The sequence below is a fragment of the Salinirussus salinus genome (assembly GCF_009831455.1).
GTDB lineage: Archaea > Halobacteriota > Halobacteria > Halobacteriales > Haloarculaceae > Salinirussus > Salinirussus salinus.
On record NZ_WOWO01000003.1, the window covers coordinates 484,343 to 499,445 of the forward strand.

General features: G+C 70.1%; 16 protein-coding genes. 11 read left to right on the top strand and 5 right to left on the bottom strand.

All coding sequences use genetic code 11. The features are described 5' to 3' along the window. Positions 1-84: 84 nt before the first annotated feature. The 3 genes from GN153_RS12350 to GN153_RS12360 all read right to left on the bottom strand — a co-directional run bounded on the left by GN153_RS12350 (position 85) and on the right by GN153_RS12360 (position 1,715). On the bottom strand, positions 85-798 hold the full coding sequence (locus GN153_RS12350; protein WP_236544801.1) for a helix-turn-helix domain-containing protein: 714 nt from the start codon (positions 796-798) through the stop codon (positions 85-87). A gap of 120 nt (positions 799-918) precedes the next feature. Continuing rightward, positions 919-1,191 (bottom strand): hypothetical protein, encoded by a 273-nt coding sequence (locus tag GN153_RS12355; protein WP_159903241.1) that lies wholly within the window; start codon positions 1,189-1,191, stop codon positions 919-921. A gap of 92 nt (positions 1,192-1,283) precedes the next feature. Continuing rightward, positions 1,284-1,715, bottom strand: a complete 432-nt coding sequence (locus GN153_RS12360) for a hypothetical protein (protein ID WP_159903242.1) — start codon at positions 1,713-1,715, stop codon at positions 1,284-1,286. Between the two features lie 182 nt (positions 1,716-1,897). Here GN153_RS12360 and GN153_RS12365 point away from each other — a divergent pair, with 182 nt between their 5' ends. The 9 genes from GN153_RS12365 (at position 1,898) to GN153_RS12400 (ending at position 9,974) form a co-directional block, all read left to right on the top strand. Further along, complete coding sequence (locus GN153_RS12365; RefSeq protein WP_159903243.1) at positions 1,898-2,455, top strand: carboxymuconolactone decarboxylase family protein; 558 nt, start codon at positions 1,898-1,900, stop codon at positions 2,453-2,455. Then, positions 2,452-3,438 carry a sulfite exporter TauE/SafE family protein gene (locus GN153_RS12370; protein ID WP_159903244.1) on the top strand — a complete coding sequence of 329 codons (987 nt, stop codon included), beginning with the start codon at positions 2,452-2,454 and terminating at the stop codon, positions 3,436-3,438. The genes GN153_RS12365 and GN153_RS12370 overlap by 4 nt, the downstream gene beginning before the upstream one ends. Before the next feature lie 120 nt (positions 3,439-3,558). Beyond that, positions 3,559-4,467, top strand: a complete 909-nt coding sequence (locus GN153_RS12375) for an SDR family oxidoreductase (RefSeq protein WP_159903245.1) — start codon at positions 3,559-3,561, stop codon at positions 4,465-4,467. Continuing rightward, on the top strand, positions 4,467-5,504 hold the full coding sequence (locus tag GN153_RS12380) for a patatin-like phospholipase family protein (RefSeq protein ID WP_159903246.1): 1,038 nt from the start codon (positions 4,467-4,469) through the stop codon (positions 5,502-5,504). The genes GN153_RS12375 and GN153_RS12380 overlap by 1 nt, the downstream gene beginning before the upstream one ends. A 94-nt stretch (positions 5,505-5,598) precedes the next feature. Further along, positions 5,599-6,996 carry a dihydrolipoyl dehydrogenase family protein gene (locus tag GN153_RS12385; RefSeq protein ID WP_159903247.1) on the top strand — a complete coding sequence of 466 codons (1,398 nt, stop codon included), beginning with the start codon at positions 5,599-5,601 and terminating at the stop codon, positions 6,994-6,996. 32 nt (positions 6,997-7,028) lie between these two features. Next, positions 7,029-7,145 (top strand): C2H2-type zinc finger protein, encoded by a 117-nt coding sequence (locus tag GN153_RS17555; protein ID WP_201287888.1) that lies wholly within the window; start codon positions 7,029-7,031, stop codon positions 7,143-7,145. 64 nt (positions 7,146-7,209) lie between these two features. Then, positions 7,210-7,989 carry a TSUP family transporter gene (locus tag GN153_RS12390; RefSeq protein ID WP_236544802.1) on the top strand — a complete coding sequence of 260 codons (780 nt, stop codon included), beginning with the start codon at positions 7,210-7,212 and terminating at the stop codon, positions 7,987-7,989. A 77-nt stretch (positions 7,990-8,066) separates the two neighbouring features. Continuing rightward, a complete protein-coding gene (locus GN153_RS12395) occupies positions 8,067-9,497 on the top strand; it encodes a dihydrolipoyl dehydrogenase (RefSeq protein WP_159903248.1) in 1,431 nt (476 codons plus the stop codon). A gap of 120 nt (positions 9,498-9,617) precedes the next feature. Continuing rightward, positions 9,618-9,974, top strand: a complete 357-nt coding sequence (locus GN153_RS12400; protein ID WP_159903249.1) for a DsrE family protein — start codon at positions 9,618-9,620, stop codon at positions 9,972-9,974. Positions 9,975-10,004: 30 nt separating this feature from the next. Here the strand turns inward: GN153_RS12400 and GN153_RS12405 are convergent, their stop codons facing one another. After that, positions 10,005-11,426 (bottom strand): cytochrome P450, encoded by a 1,422-nt coding sequence (locus tag GN153_RS12405; RefSeq protein ID WP_159903250.1) that lies wholly within the window; start codon positions 11,424-11,426, stop codon positions 10,005-10,007. 122 nt (positions 11,427-11,548) lie between these two features. Here GN153_RS12405 and GN153_RS12410 point away from each other — a divergent pair, with 122 nt between their 5' ends. Beyond that, positions 11,549-13,159: an acyl-CoA synthetase gene (locus tag GN153_RS12410; RefSeq protein ID WP_159903254.1), complete on the top strand. Its 1,611-nt coding sequence runs from the start codon at positions 11,549-11,551 to the stop codon at positions 13,157-13,159. A 511-nt stretch (positions 13,160-13,670) separates the two neighbouring features. Beyond that, a complete protein-coding gene (locus GN153_RS12415) occupies positions 13,671-14,648 on the top strand; it encodes an alpha/beta hydrolase (protein WP_159903256.1) in 978 nt (325 codons plus the stop codon). A 35-nt stretch (positions 14,649-14,683) separates the two neighbouring features. On the opposite strand, the gene GN153_RS12420 is transcribed toward GN153_RS12415, so the two are convergent. After that, positions 14,684-15,022, bottom strand: coding sequence for a CHY zinc finger protein (locus GN153_RS12420; protein ID WP_159903258.1), 339 nt, complete (start codon positions 15,020-15,022; stop codon positions 14,684-14,686). Positions 15,023-15,103 lie beyond the last annotated feature (81 nt).

Sequence of the window (15,103 nt, forward strand, 5' to 3'; positions counted from 1 at the left end):
CGACGACAGGAGACTCCCTTAAGGCACGCCGGACTGGCGACCCGGCCCCCGGTCACCGACAGATACAAATACTCGAACCGGGCGCTACCCGTCCTCCGGGCCACCCGTCCTGCCCCGGAACTCCTCCCAGAAGACCTCCTCGAGCCCCTCCTCGTGACTCTCTTCGAGGTAGTCCTTCTTCGTGAGGTTCGCCTGCTCGATGAGCGAGGCGGCCTCGCCCGCCCAGACGTAAAAGCCCACGAGCGTCTCCCGGCGCATCTCCGCCAGGTCAACTGAGTGGTAGACGTTGACGAAGCCGCCGCTCTCGCGGTTGAGCTGTGACCTGGTGAGCAGCCCCAGGTCGACGAGTTCGTTCAGGTAAGTCCGGACGGTCGAGGTGTCGTAGTCGAGGGCTTCGGCGACCTCCGCGGGCGGGACCGGTCCCTCGCCGATGACACACAGACAGATGTCCAGCCCGACCTTCGGCAGGCCGAACGCGTCCAGCAACACCTCCCGCAAATCCGGCGGCTGGATGTCCATGGCGTGTTCGGTCACCCGCTGCATCTCCTGGCCGTGACAGACCATCCCCTCGGCGTCCCGCAAGGAGAGCACGACGTTCTCGCAGTCGGTACACTCGTAGACGCCGTACTCCCGGTCGCCGAAGTCGACTTCGGCACCCTCGGCCAGCCTGCCCAGCCCCGGTCCGCCGTCCCGTGCGTCGCCGCCGTCGGGTTCCATCCCGCCGCCTGCCCCCGTTTCGCTGCGGTCCGGATCCGCCTCGCTGTGGGGTTCGGTGTTCGTGTCTCCGGAGGGTTCCATCCCTGATGGCTTCGATAGCCGCTCAGATAAATCCCCGTCTCGGTGACAAACCTGTCCCGGAAATCACGTGATATCGCTCGCACGCGACCGCTCGTTCGCGCTCGGGGGCGCCGTCGTGAGTCACCCGGGATCCGAACCTGCGCCGGGGTCGACGACCGCGAACCCGTCGTCGATGTCGAGGTCGAGAAACTCCCGGCCCGTCACGGTCGGCCGGTAGCCGTCCGGTTCGGCCGCGACCAGTTCGCAGCCGGCCAGCCGGTCGAGACAGCGCTCGACGGCGCACGGGTCCGGGTCGCCGTCGAGCGCGGTCGCGATCACCGCCGGCGACAGGGGGGAGCCGCGCTCGTCGTAGCGGGCGACCAGCGCGGCGAGGACTCGACGAGGGGACGTCATACTGTGCCGGCGGTATCCTGGAGGTCCTGCCTGGAGGCTAAAGACTCGTGGCGAACACCCGGCTCACCGGGTTACCCCGACCTCACGTCCGCTCAGAGGACGCCGGCACCCAGCCACGCGCCGAGGACGGCGCCGTAGACCAGGTGAAAGAAGAGGAAAGTGCCGACCGCCTTCGGCTCCGGATCCAGCGCCAGAACGACGTTCATCCAGAAGGCGGCTGCGACCACGAACAGCAGGATCCCGTACCCGACCCCGACCCCCAGCGCCGTCACGAGCGTGACGGTCCCGAAGCCCGCGGCCGGCAACAGCGCGGCCAGCGCCACACCGGCGCCCAGCCCGTACAGCATGTGCAGGGCCATCCCCTGCATCACGTACGCTTCCGGCGCCCCGTCGCCGACGTACTTCGACCAGAACAGCGCCGTCGGCGGCGGGGAGTCGTCCCCCAGCGCCATCATGAAGACGGTCATGACGACCGTCGCGACGATCCCGCCCGCCAGTCCGCCGATGAGTGTTACCTCGACCATGTGTATCACGAGCACCCTTTCGGGTTACTCTAGGTAACTCTGGCACGGGGCTGATACATAACCGTTCGTGGAGAGTGCCGAAAGTGGGTTACGCAGGGGTAAGGCGGCCGGCTGAACCGGCGCTGACCGGGTTACCCGCGCGTGAGAGACTGCTTTTGTGGCTGTACGGTCCACTCGTCTCCATGACCCGACTCGACCTGCTCGACCTCGAGGAGATCCCCGAGGCGTACCACCACCTGTTCACCGACGACTACCTCGGCGACCGCCACATCTTCCGGGTGTGGGCGCACAACCCGGAACTGCTGGAGGCGACCCTGGAGTACCTGAACACCGTCTACGACCAGCTGACCCCCCGCAAGAAGGAACTCGTCATCCTCGCGGTCGCCCGGGCCCGGGGCGCCCGCTACGAGTGGCACCAGCACGTCGACATCGCCCGCGACCTGGGCGTGTCGCTCGAGGAGATGCGGGCGGTCGGCGGCGGCGACCTCTCGCCGTTTCCCGACGAGGAGTACGTCCTGCTGCAGTACGCCCGCGCGGTCGCCACCGGCGAGGTGACCGACCAGATACACGGCGCGCTCTGTCGGGCCTACGACCCCGGCGAGGTGGTCGCGGTCGGGCTGCTCGTGGACTTCTACGTCGGCCTCTGTAACTACGTCGCCGCCGTCGAGTTGCCCTTCGAGGGCGGCGAATTCGTCGGCTGGGCGCCCGAAGAGGACACCGTCGCCGAGCTGTTCGGATGACTCGCGCGCTCCCGGTGAGCCGCCGGCGGCTGGTGGCCGGCGGGCTGGCGGTGGTCGGGCTGGTCCTCCTCGCGGACGTGGTAACCGCGACCGCCGCCGGCGGGGGCGGGGGTGACGTCCCCTCCGCGTTCAATATGGGCCTGTTTCTCACCCACTGGTGGGTGTTTCCGGTCTCGGTGGCGTTCTCGACGGTCGCGCTCGCGGCCGGCGTCTCCGGGGCGCTGTTTTTCAGCCCCTTCTTTCTCCTGGTGGTCGGGCTCGGCCCCGCACAGGCCATCGGCGCCGGGCTCCTGACCGAGGTGTTCGGGATGGGCAACGGGCTCCGGTCCTACGTCGGCCAGCGCGTCGTCGACTTCCGGACCGCGAAGTGGCTGCTGCTCGGAGCGGTGCCCGCCATCGTCGTCGGGGCGCTGGTCTCCCACGTCGTCGACCCGACGCTCCTGAAACTGTTTTTCGGCGGAGGACTCATCCTGCTGGGCGGGTTTCTGGTCTACTACGACCCCACCGAGGACTGTGAACCCGGCGAGTGCGAGGGCGACTTTTTGCGCGAGAAGAACACCGGTCGCGGGACGACGACCATCGAGGCCGCCGACGGGGAGACGTTCACCTACGACACCTGCTGGCGGCTGCCGGGTGTGGCGCTCTCCACTGTCGGCGGCTTCATCACGGGGCTGATCAGCGCCGGGTTGCCGGAGATCGTCACCACCCAACTGGTGGTCCGGTGTCGCCTCCCGCCCCGGGTCGCGGTCGCCACCAGCGTCTTCACCCTCGGTATCGCCGCCGCCGCGGGCGCGCTGGTCCACGCGCTGGCGGCCTCGCCGGTCTGGTGGGTCGTCGCCTGGTCGGTCCCGGGCGTGCTCGTCGGCGGCACCATCGGCACCCGCGTGGGCAAGTACGTCCCGAGCGACCTGATGGAGGTCGGGCTCGGCGTCGTCTTCGCGGTCGTCGGGGGGATCGTCCTCGGCGTGGAGCTGCTGGCCTGAGCGCCGGCGTCCGAACGCGGGCCGAACGACGCCTCCCCTCGGTGCGGGCGGAACGCCGCTTACGTCGACGTGAGGGCAAGTTATACGGCTCGGTGACGTCTGACTTGACGAGGGATATTCGTGACAGACGATTTTAAACTCAGCGCGCCTGAACTGACTCCGGAGGACCTGCTCGTCCTCGAGGACGACCGCTTTACCGCCGAGACCGTCGCGCTCGTGACGGGCGCGGCCTCGGGGATCGGCCGGGCGACCTCGGTCGCGCTGGCGATGAACGGCCTGACCGTCGTCGGGGCCGACGTGGACAGCGATGGTCTGGACGGCACCGCCGACATGGCCGCCGAGTTCGACGCGCCCGGCCGCGTGGAGGGCGTCGAGACCGACCTCACGAGCGACGGCGACGTCGCGGCGGTCGTGGAGGCTGCCGCCGACGAGGGCGACCTGCGCTACGTCGCCAACATCGCCGGCCTCCAGCACATCGACAGCATCGCCGACTTCCCGATGGAGAAGTACGACCTCCTGCTGGACGTGATGTTGCGTGCCCCCTTCCTCACCGCGAAACACGCGATCCCACACATCCAGGCGACCGACGACAGCGAGGCGTCGGATGACGCCTCGGGTAACCGGACGCAGTCCGGTGACGGGGTGGGGGCCATCGCCAACATGTCCTCGATCCACGGCCACTACGCCACCCGGGACAAGCCCGCCTACATCACCGCAAAGCACGGGCTCACGGGGCTGACCCGCGCCATCGCCGCCGAGGGCGAGGGGACCTTGCGCTCGTTTTCGGTGTCTGTAGGCTACGTCCTGACGCCGCTGATGGTCGACCAGATCCAGGATACGGCGGAGGAGCGGGGCATCTCCGAGCGGGAGGTCGTGGAGGACGTGATGCTCGGCCAGGCCCGCACCAAGGAGATGATGACGCCCGCGGAGGTCGCCAACCTGTTCGTCTTCGGCCTGTCCAGTCACGGCAAACACCTCAACGGCGCCGACCTGCTCTGGGACGGCGGCTACACCCACACCTACGAGTGATGAGTGACACCGGCGCGGGAGATGCTGTCGCGACGGACGGCGGCGAGGAGGGGGACGCGACCGCGGGCGCGCCGCCCGGGCAGAGAAACGTCGCCATCGCCTGCCAGGGCGGGGGGAGCCACACCGCCTTCACCGCGGGCGTCCTGGAGGTCCTGCTGACCGAGGTCGACTGGTCGACACACGAACTCGTGGGGATCAGCGGCACCTCCGGCGGGGCGTTCAACGCGCTGGCGGCCTGGTACGGGCTGGTGACCGAGGGGCCCGAGCGGTCCGTGGAACTGCTCGAGGAGCTGTGGGACGCCCTCTCGGCGAAGGAGGGGGCCGACTGGGCGGTCAATTCCTGGCTGACCGCGCTGAACCGGCTCGAAAAGAGCGGCTTTCCCTTCCCTCAGGTCAGCCCCTACGACGTCCCCGGCGACGAACTCGGGAAAGAGCGCATCCGGGACGCACTCGAGGGCTGCATCGACTTCGATGCGATCCCGCCGCTGTGTGGCCGGGAGTCGCCGGAGCTGGTCGTCGGGACCGTCGACGTCAACGGCGGCGTCTTCGAGACGTTCACCAACGAGGACGTCACTGTCGACGCCGTCCTCGCCTCGGCGGCGGTCCCCGACCTCTTCGAGGCCGTCGAGCTGCACGGCCACGCCCACTGGGACGGGCTGTTCTCCCAGAACCCGCCGGTGTACGACCTGATGCACCAGCCGCCCGGCCGCAAGCCCGACGAGCTGTGGGTCGTCCAGATCAACCCCCAGGAGGTCGAGGAGGTCCCCACCAGCACCCTGGAAATAAACGACCGGCGCAACGAGCTCTCGGGCAACATCTCGCTGAACCAGGAACTGGGGTTCATCGAGCGGGTCAACGACTGGGTCGAGACGGGCAAGCTCCCGGCCGACGAGTTCACCCACACCGAGATCCGCCGCATCGAGATGGGCCAGCGCTACGACAGCGCGACCAAGGTCGACCGCGACCCGGCCTTCATCCGGGAGCTGATGGACAACGGGCGGGAGGCCGCAGGCGAGTTCCTCGCGGAGGAACGATGACGGCGAACCGAACGCACGACTCGGGGCGGACCGACCGGACCACGGGAACACACGACTCGGGGCAGACCGACCGGGCAACGGGGGGTGTCCGGGCGTGAGCACGCACGTCGCGGTCGTGGGCGCGTACGGGAGCGCGGGCGTCGCGGTCGCACAGCGGCTTGCCGACGAGCCAGGCATCCGGCTGACACTGGTCGACGACGGCGACCCCGGCGGCGGGCTCTGCATCCTCCGGGGGTGTATGCCCTCGAAGGAGGTGCTCTCGGCGGCCGAACACCGGTTCGCGGCCCGCCACGACGACCGGCTGACGGGCCCGCTCCCCGAGGTCGACCTCGAGCGGGTCGTCGAGCGAAAGGACGAACACACCGCCGACTTCGCGGCCCACCGCCGGGCGGCGGTCGACCGGCTCGCCGACCGCGAGGATGTCGACTTCCTCCGGGAGCGGGCCTGCTTTGTCGACGACTGCCGGTTGGCCGTCGGCGACCGGAGGCTGGAGCCGGACTACGTCGTCGTCGCCACGGGCTCGGTCCCGAACATCCCCGACCTCCCCGGCATCGGCGACGTCGACGTGGCCACCAGCGCGGACGTACTCGACGCCACCACCCTGCCCGACACCGGCGTCGTGATGGGGTTTGGCTACATCGGGATGGAGCTGGTTCCCTATCTCAGCGAGGCGGGCGTGGAGCTGACGGTCGTCGAGCACGACGCCCGTCCGCTGGACGAGGCCGACCCGCCCTTCGGCGACGCGTTGCTGTCCTACTACCGCGAGCACTTCGACGTGACCGTGCTCACGCAGACCGACGAGCGGCGGGTCGAGCCGACCGACGACGGCGTCCGGCTCACCGTCGCCGAAAACGGCGAGGAGCGGACCGTCGAGGCCGACCGGCTGTTCGCGTTCACCGGCCGCCGCCCCGCTCTCGAGGGGCTTGACCTCGAACGGACGGCGCTGTCGTCCGAACCCGGCTGGGTCACGGACACCATGCAGGCCCGGGACGACGAGCGGGTGTTCGTCGTCGGCGACGCCAACGGGAAGGAGCCGATACTCCACGTCGCCAAAGAGCAGGGGGCGGTGGCCGCCGAGAACGTCCTGGCCCACCGCGACGGGGATCCCCTGACCAGCTACGAGAACGTCCACCACCACGTCGTCTTCTCGGGGCTCGGCGTGCTTCCCTACGCCCGCGTCGGCCACTCCGCCGAGTCGGCGCGGGAGGCGGGAATCGACCACGTCGTCGTCACCCGAGAGACCGCGAGCGACGGCGTCTTCCGGACGAAAAACGTCCCCGCGGGGCTGGGCCGGCTGGTCGTCGGCACCGACGGGACGGTGCTGGGCTGGCAGGGCCTGCACTACCACGCCGACGCCATGGCGAAGACGATGCAGGTCGCCGTCGAGACGGGGATCGACGTCCGCGAGGTCCCGGACCGTGCCTACCACCCCACGACGCCCGAAATCCTCGACGGGCTGGTCCGCGAGGCCGCCGACGAACTCGACGGGTAAGCGTTTATTCCGCTACGGCCGGTACTCCACGCATGAACGAATCTGACACGGACGGGCCGGGCGAGTACGTCTGCGAAGTCTGCGGGAAGTCCTTCGAGTCCGAGGCCGAACTGGAGCGGCACGTCCACGACGTCGGGCTCGTCGACTGAGCGGCGGGAGCGGGGTAACGCGGGCGTCAGTTCCGTTTTTGTGCCCTCGCGTCGACGGGACGCCGTGGGTCCGTCACCAGTCTTCGTCGCCGGTATCGCCGCGGTCGTTCTCGTCGCCGGGGCGGTCAACGGCCTCGCCGGCTTCGGTTTCGCGCTCGTGGGGACGATGGCGCTCGCCTCGGTCGTCGACCCGGCGACGGCGGTCGTGTTCATGATCCTCCCGGTGATGGCGGTCAACCTCTCGCTGGCCCGGGACCTCTCGGCCGACCAGCTCCGGACCTGCGGCCGGCGCTTCGGCCCGCTGGTCGCCGCCGCGCTGGTCGGGGCCGTCGCCGGGATGGCGGTCCTCCAGCGGCTCCCGCAGGCACCCCTGAAGCTCGGGCTGGGGCTGGTCACGCTCGCGTTCGTCGCCACCGCACAGCGGGCCGTCACGGTCCCGGGGCTGGCCGCCACGCGCGACCGGTGTTTCGTCGAGACCGGGCCGGCGATGACCGGCGTCGGCGCGGTCTCCGGGCTGCTCTTCGGCGGGACGAACGTCGGCGTCCAGGTCGTCGCCTACCTGCGGAGCTGTGACCTCTCCCACGGCCTGTTCGTCGGCGTCGTGGCGATGGTGTTTCTCGGGCTCAACGGCGTCCGGGTCGCCGCGGCCGGAGCCCTCGGGCTCTACCCCGGGCTCGACGTGGTGGCCGCCTCTGCTGTCGCCGCAGTCCCCGCCGTCGCCGGCGTGGCCGTCGGCAAGCGGCTCCGCTTTCGCGCGAGCGAGGCCCACCGGCGGGCGGTCGTGCTCGGCCTCCAGACGGTCATCGGCGTCCGGCTCCTGCTCGCCGGGGCCGGGGTTGCGTGACCCGGTCGCCGGAGCGGGCGGTAAACGGTCGGTAACCTCGCTGGGGGATTCATGTCCGTGGACAGCCAGGGGGTGCCATGGAGGAGTACGACTTCCTGGTCATCGGTTCGGGCTCCGGGCTGGACGTCGCCAACGCGGCGGTCAACCGCGGCGAGTCCGTCGCCATCGTCGAGAAGGGGCCGCTGGGAGGCACCTGTCTCAACCGCGGCTGCATCCCCTCGAAGATGCTGCTGTACCACGCCGACGTGCTGGAGACCGTCGAGCGCGCCGACCGGTTCAACATCGACGCCGAGGTGCGCGACGTCGACTTCGCCGACATCGTCCGCGAGGTCAACGAGGACGTCGGCGCGGACAGCGACTCGATCCGGCGCGGGCTGCGCTCCTCTCCGGAGCACGACCTCTACGAGGGGGAGGCCAGCTTCGTCGGCGAGCGGACCGTCGAGGTCTCCGGCGGCGCGGACGACGGCGCCCGCATCCGGGCCGACCGGGTGCTCGTCGCCGCGGGGACGCGCCCCTCCATCCCCGACATCGAAGGGATCGATACCGTCGACTACCTCACCAGTACCGACGCGCTCCAGCTGGAGGAACCGCCCGAACACCTCGTGGTCGTCGGCGGCGGGTACATCGCCGCCGAGCTGGGCCACTTCTTCGGCACCTTCGGCAGCGACGTGACCGTCGTCGGCCGCCGCCCGCACTTGCTGCCCGAGGCCGACCCCGAGGTCGGCCGCGCGTTCACCGAGCGCTACGCCGACCGCTTTACGGTCCACGCGGGCCACGAGGCCGTCGCCGTCTCCGAGTCCGGCGGCGAGGTGACGGTCGAGACCCGGCCGTACCCGCCGGCGTTCGACGGCGACCCCGATGAAGGGGGCGTGACGGTCACCGGCTCGGACCTGCTGGTGGCGGCCGGCCGGCGGCCCAACACGGACACGCTGCACGTCGAGACCGCCGGCATCGAGACCGACGAGGCGGGCTTCGTCGAGACCGACGAGTACCTCCGGACGACCGCCGAGGGCGTCTGGGCGCTGGGCGACATCGTCGGCGAGTACCTGCTGAAACACAACGCCAACCACGAGGCCCGCGCTGTCGTTCGAAATCTCTTCGGCGACCCCGAGCCCGTCGACTACACGGCGATGCCCTTCGCAGTCTTCGCCTCGCCGGAGGTCGCGGGCGTGGGTGCGACCGAAGACGAACTCGAGGGGGAGTACGCCACCAACACCTACCGCTACGAGGACACCGCCCGCGGTGACGCGATGAAGCGGGAGGGGATGGTCAAGGTTCTCATCGACCTGGAGGGGGAGATCCTGGGCTGTCACATCGTGGGGCCGGAGGCCTCGAACCTGATCCAGGAGGTGGTGGTGGCGATGACCGCGGGGTCGGGGACGGTCCGGGACATCCGCGACGCGGTCCACATCCACCCGGCGCTGTCCGAAGTGGTCCAGCGGGCCTTTTCCGGGCAGTTCACCCGCGGCGGGAGTGGCCACGGACACGACCACAGCCACGAACACTGACGCCCTCTGGCCGCCGGCACGGGCAGTTCCGGTCGGCTCACTTCACGGGCACGCGGCCTGGCGTGGCCCGCACCAGGCCGCGGCCGGTATATACTCCTCCCGCCGCTACCGGCAGTCGCAATGACAAAAGCAGCAGTCATCATCCTCGCAGGTACGGAGACACACCCCGACGTCGGCCGGCTCGTCAACGGTCTCGAGGCCGCAAAGGAGTTCGCCGAGGCCGAGGGCGACGAACTCGAACTGGTCTTCGACGGCGCGGGCACGCAGTGGGTCCCGAAGCTGGAAGACCCCGACAGCGACTACCACGACCTCTACCGGGCAGTACAGGACGACGCCGGCGTCTGTGACTTCTGTGCCGGCGCCTTCGGCGTCGACGACGCGGTGAACGACAGCGGCGCGGTCCGGCTGGACGACCACGACGGCCACCCCAGCGTCCGCTCGCTCGTCGAGGACGGCTACGAGGTCATCACGTTCTGAGCGGCAGCAGGGACGCCACCCCGGACCCGGTCACCGCTCTGCGACCAGGAACTCCTGGCCCTGCTCCATCCGGAGTGTCATCTCCGGGGAGACGGGCGGCTCGCCGTCGGCGTCGTTCTCGCCGAGCCAGTAGAGGTCGAACTCCCGGCCGATGGTCGCAAGCGCCAGCTTCGCCTCCAGCAGCGCGAACTCCCGGCCGATGCAGATGCGCGGGCCGCCGCCGAAGGGGGCGTAGGCGAAGTTGTGTAGCTCGGAGCGGAGGTCGCCGTCCCACCGCGAGGGCCGGAACTCGTCTGGGTCCTGGAAAAAGCGCTCGTCGCGCTGGATCTGCCGGAAGGGAAGGATGACGCGCTCGCCCTCGGGGATCCGGTAGCCGTCCATCGCGACCTCCTCGGCGGTCAGCCGCGGCAGAGCGTACACCGGCGGGTACATACGCAGGGTCTCGGTCACGACCCGGTCGGTGACCTCGAGGTCCGCGACGTCGTCGGCGGTCGGCGGCCCGTCGAGTTCGTCGACCTCGGCCTGGAACCGCGCCTTTACATCGGGGTTGTTCGCCAGCGCCCAGCAGGCGAAGGTCAGCGACGTCGTCGTCGTGTCGTGACCGGCGAAGATGATCGTCACCATCTGGTCGCGCAGCCGCTCGTCGTCGAGCATGGCGGCGTCCATCCCTGCCTCCCGCAGACCGACGAGCAGCGAGAGCAGGTCGTCGGCCTCGGTGGGGTCGGCGGGCGCGTCGCCGGCCCGCTCGGCCAGCAGCCGGTCGGCCTCCTCACGGATGGTTGCCTTCCCCTCCCGGAAGCGCCGGCGGGCCGGCGTCGGCACCCACGGCGGCAGCAGGTACGAAGTCGGAACGAACCACTCGTGGAGGTCCTCGGCGGCCTCCCGGAGCCGGCGGTCACCGTCCAGGTCGAGTTCCCGGCCCAGGATCGTCGCGAAGAGGACGTCCAGCGTCATGTCGGTGAACTCCGACTGCAGGTCCAGCCGGTCGCCGTCTTCCCACCGGTCGGTCCGCCGCTGCATCTGCTCGACCATCCCGTCGGCGTAGGTCATCACCCGGTCCCGCGTAAAGAGGGGCTGGAGCGCGTCGCGTTGCTGTTGCCACTCCTCGCCCTCGACGGTCAGCAGCCCCTCGCCGAAGGCAGTCCCGAAATCGCCGGACTTCCGGAACTTCTCGCGCTCGGTCAGCAGCACGCGCTTGACACACTCGGGGTGGCCGAGGTGGAAGATGTCGCCCTGGCCCAGCAGCCGCGTCCGGACCACGTCCTCGAACCGGTGGGCCCGCTCGCCAAACGTTAGCGTGTCCCGCATCTGCCGGAACATGTGCAGGGCGGGGTGTCCCAGGTTCGGCGGATACGGCGGCAGCGGCCGCTCGCTCGCTACGGATGCCCTCTCCCCCTCGCTCGCGTCGTCGCTCTCCGAGGTGCCCGCCTCGTCCTGTCGCTGTGTCGCCATGCCCGCACCCACGGTTTCGACGGCCTAAGCTGTGTGGTAACACCCGGCACGTTTACGACCGTTGGTGGACCGGGCAAACAACCCCGGAAACGTTTATGCCGATGGGTGCTGAGGTGCGTATCATGCCATACGGTGACATCTACGAGGCGGTGTACGACCTCTACGACTCCGAGGAGGGGTGGGAAGAGATGGTCAGCGCCGGCGACCGCGACGGCATCAACATCGGCGAGGAGGCGCTCGGCCGACACGGCGACAGCGAGGAGACGGCGCTGCGGATCCGCGACTTCGGGACCGGCGACCTCGAAACGTACTCCTTCGCGGAGCTGAACGCCGCCGCCAACCGCGTGGCGAACTACCTGGTCGAGCACACCGAGCGAGGTGCCCGCGTCGTGGCGATGCTGCCGACCCGGCTGGAGCTGTACGCCGTCGTCTTTGGGACGCTGAAGGCCGGCCGCGTCTACGTCCCGATGGCGCCCGTCTTCGGCCCCGACGCGGCGGGCTACCGGCTGGACGACGCCGGCGCCGCCGTCTTCGTCACGACCACCGACCACTACGGCCGCGTCGGCGACGCCATCCCCGAGGTCGTCAACCGCGTCGTCACCGTCGGCGGCGAGGTCGACGGCGACCGGACGGAGGGGTACCGCGCCGTCGAGGACCACGGCAGCGACTTCGAGGCGGTCGACACCCACCCCGGCGACCCGTTCGCGCTCAGCTACACCTCGGGGACCACCGGCCAGCCCAAGGGCGTCCCGATGACCCACGGCGACGTTCCCGACCTGCACGCCTACGTCGAGTTCGTCGTCGACCTCCGGCCCGACGACACCTACTTCGTGGCGGCCTCGCCGGCGTGGTCCTACGGGCTGGTGATGGGGTCGCTGATGCCCGGGATCCGCGGGACCGCGATCGGCTGTTACCGCGGGGAGTTCGACGGGGGCATGCTGATGGACACGCTGGCCCGGCTGGACGTCGACAACGCGATGGTCCCGCCGACCGCGCTCCGGCAGCTCGCCCAGGCCGGCGTCGACGCCGAGGGGATCGACCTCCGGGTGCTGCTGGCGGCCGGGGAGTCGCTGGACGAGGACAGCGTCGGCTGGTGTCGGGACGTGCTCGGCACCGAGCCACAGGATTCCTACGGCCTGACCGAGGCCGGGATGTCGGTCTGTAACTACGCCTTCGAGGACTGGGAAGTCAAGCCCGGCAGCATGGGCCGGCCGCTCCCGGGCAAGGAAGTGGAGCTGCTCGACGACGACGAGGAACCCGTCGAGCAGGGCGAGACCGGCGAGATCTGCATCCGCCGGGAGGGCGACGACCGCGGCAGTTACTGGGGCCGGCCGGAGGCGACGACGGAGATGTTCACCGGCCGGTGGCTCCACACCGACGACCTCGCCCGCGAGGACGAGGACGGTTACTTCTGGTACGTCGGCCGGAAGGACTCGGTGATCGTGAGTGCGGGCTACCGGATCGGCCCCGACGAGGTCGAGGAGACGCTGCTGAAACACGACGCCGTCGCCGAGGTCGCGGTCGTGGGCGTCCCCGACGAGACCCGCGGCGAGGTCGTCAAGGCTCACATCACGCCGACCCGGGAGCCCGACGAGGGGCTGGCCGAGGAGATCCAGGAGTTCGCCCGCGAAACCCTCTCGAAACACGAGTACCCCCGCGAGGTCGAGTTCCACGACGAACTCCCCAAGACTGCCACCGGGAAGATCGCCCGCAGCGACCTCGAAGAGGACTGAGGCCGGATCTCCCGTCGTTTTGCGGTCTAGAGCAGGAACTCCCCACGAACAGCAGGAAAGCCCCGGGACCACACGCCTCCCCAGCCGACTGCGGTGTCTGCTCACGGGCGCGCAGCGCCCGTTCCCACGGGCCGAGGCGGCTCCGCCGCCTCGCGGCTCGCTCACTGCGTTCGCTGCGCTCCTCATCCACCGGAAGGCTCGCCTGGCTCGCCTTCCGAGCCTTCTCTCGCTGCGCTCGGGAAGACCTCGCACGGCGGCTGTCGCAGCAGGGCCGCCGCGACAGCGTGCGCCCGACTCGACTTCCGGGCTGGGCGGGACCGAAAGGGGCTGACCGCTCCGGGAAGCACGCTGACGCAAGCACGCGAGCGCAGCGAGCGCGCACAGCGAAGCGCGCGACCGGAGCGGTCAGGGGCTTTCTGGCTGTTCGCGTCGTCGAGTCCGACAGTCCTCGCTCGACTACCCACATCCTTACAGTCAGTAGCGTTAACCCGCATGCGGGAGAGACGACCGTATGACACGCCGCGCAGCCGAACTCGACGAGGAGCTCCAGGAGATCGAGGCCATCCGCGAGGCCCGAAGGACTCCCGAGTCCCACGCCGTCACCCCCGAGACCGCCCGCGAGCAACTGGAGCGCAACACCGAGGGGATGAGCGACCGGATCGACACCCCCGGCGTCGACGAGGTCAACGACTTCGAGATCGAGGGCCCCGAAGGAGCGCTTCCGGTCCGCTCCTATCACCCCGATGCCGAAGCCCCCCACCCCGTCACCGTCTTCTTCCACGGCGGCGGCTTCGTTTACGGCAGCCCCGACACCCACGACAACGTCTGTCGCTACCTGACCGACGCCGCCGACACGCTCGTGCTCTCGGTCGACTACCGGAAGGCTCCCGAACACTCCTTCCCGGCGGCGGTGGAGGACGCCTACGCGGCCGTCGAGTGGGCCGACCGCTTCGCCGGCGACCTCCACGGTGACCCCGACCGGCTGGCCGTTGCCGGCGACAGCGCCGGCGGGAACCTCGCTGCGGCCGTCTCGCTGCTGGCCCGCGACCGACGGGAGGGCGGCGGCCGCCTGGCCGCCGAGACCCCCGACATCGACCGGCAGGTCCTCATTTACCCGTGGCTCGACCCCGCCGGGCGCTTCGCGTTCGACAGCTACGCGGAGAACCGCGAGGAGGACACGTCGCCCGAGTGGCTCTACGGGAAGTACGCCCGCAGCGACGTCGACGCGGGCAACAGGTACTTCGCGCCGCTGCTCGCGGAGGACTGCTCGGGGCTGCCCCCCGCGACCGTCGTCACCGCGGGCTTTGACGCGCTCCGCGACGAGGGCTTTGCCTACGCCGACCGCCTGCAGGACGCCGGCGTCGAGGTGACGATGGCGAACTACGAGGCGATGAACCACGGCTTCGTCAACCTCCTGGGGCTCGTGAGCCGGGCTCACGACGCCGCCGACCTGCTGGCCGAGGACCTCCGGGCGACCTTCGGGGAGTAGCCACTGACACGCCGTTGCTGGCCCGCTGGCGCCGCTCAGAACCCCTCGAAGTAGTGTTCGTAGTGGGCGGCACACCCTGGATTGAACGCTACCCCACAGGCCGGGCAGGCGTGGTCGGCGTCGAGGTAGGCCCGCGCGGAGAGCGCGGCCCCGCAGACGCCACAGAGCACCGCCGGCTCGTCGAACCGGTCGCGGGGCCAGGGCCGGTGGTCGTGGTCGGCGACGGCGTCGTGACAGGACAGACACGGGTAAAAGCGCCCACAGCAGCCAAACCGCAGGGCGATGACGTCCCGGTCCGTGTCGTAGTGGGCACACCGCGTCTCCGGGCCGACGTCCACGCCGTGGACCGCCCAGTCGCCGACGGACCGGTGCATACCCGGGCCGGGGGCGGAGCGGTACTTCAGTCCGCCGGGACGGGCCCGAACGGGGCTGCGCGGTGTGTGGGTTCGTGGCAA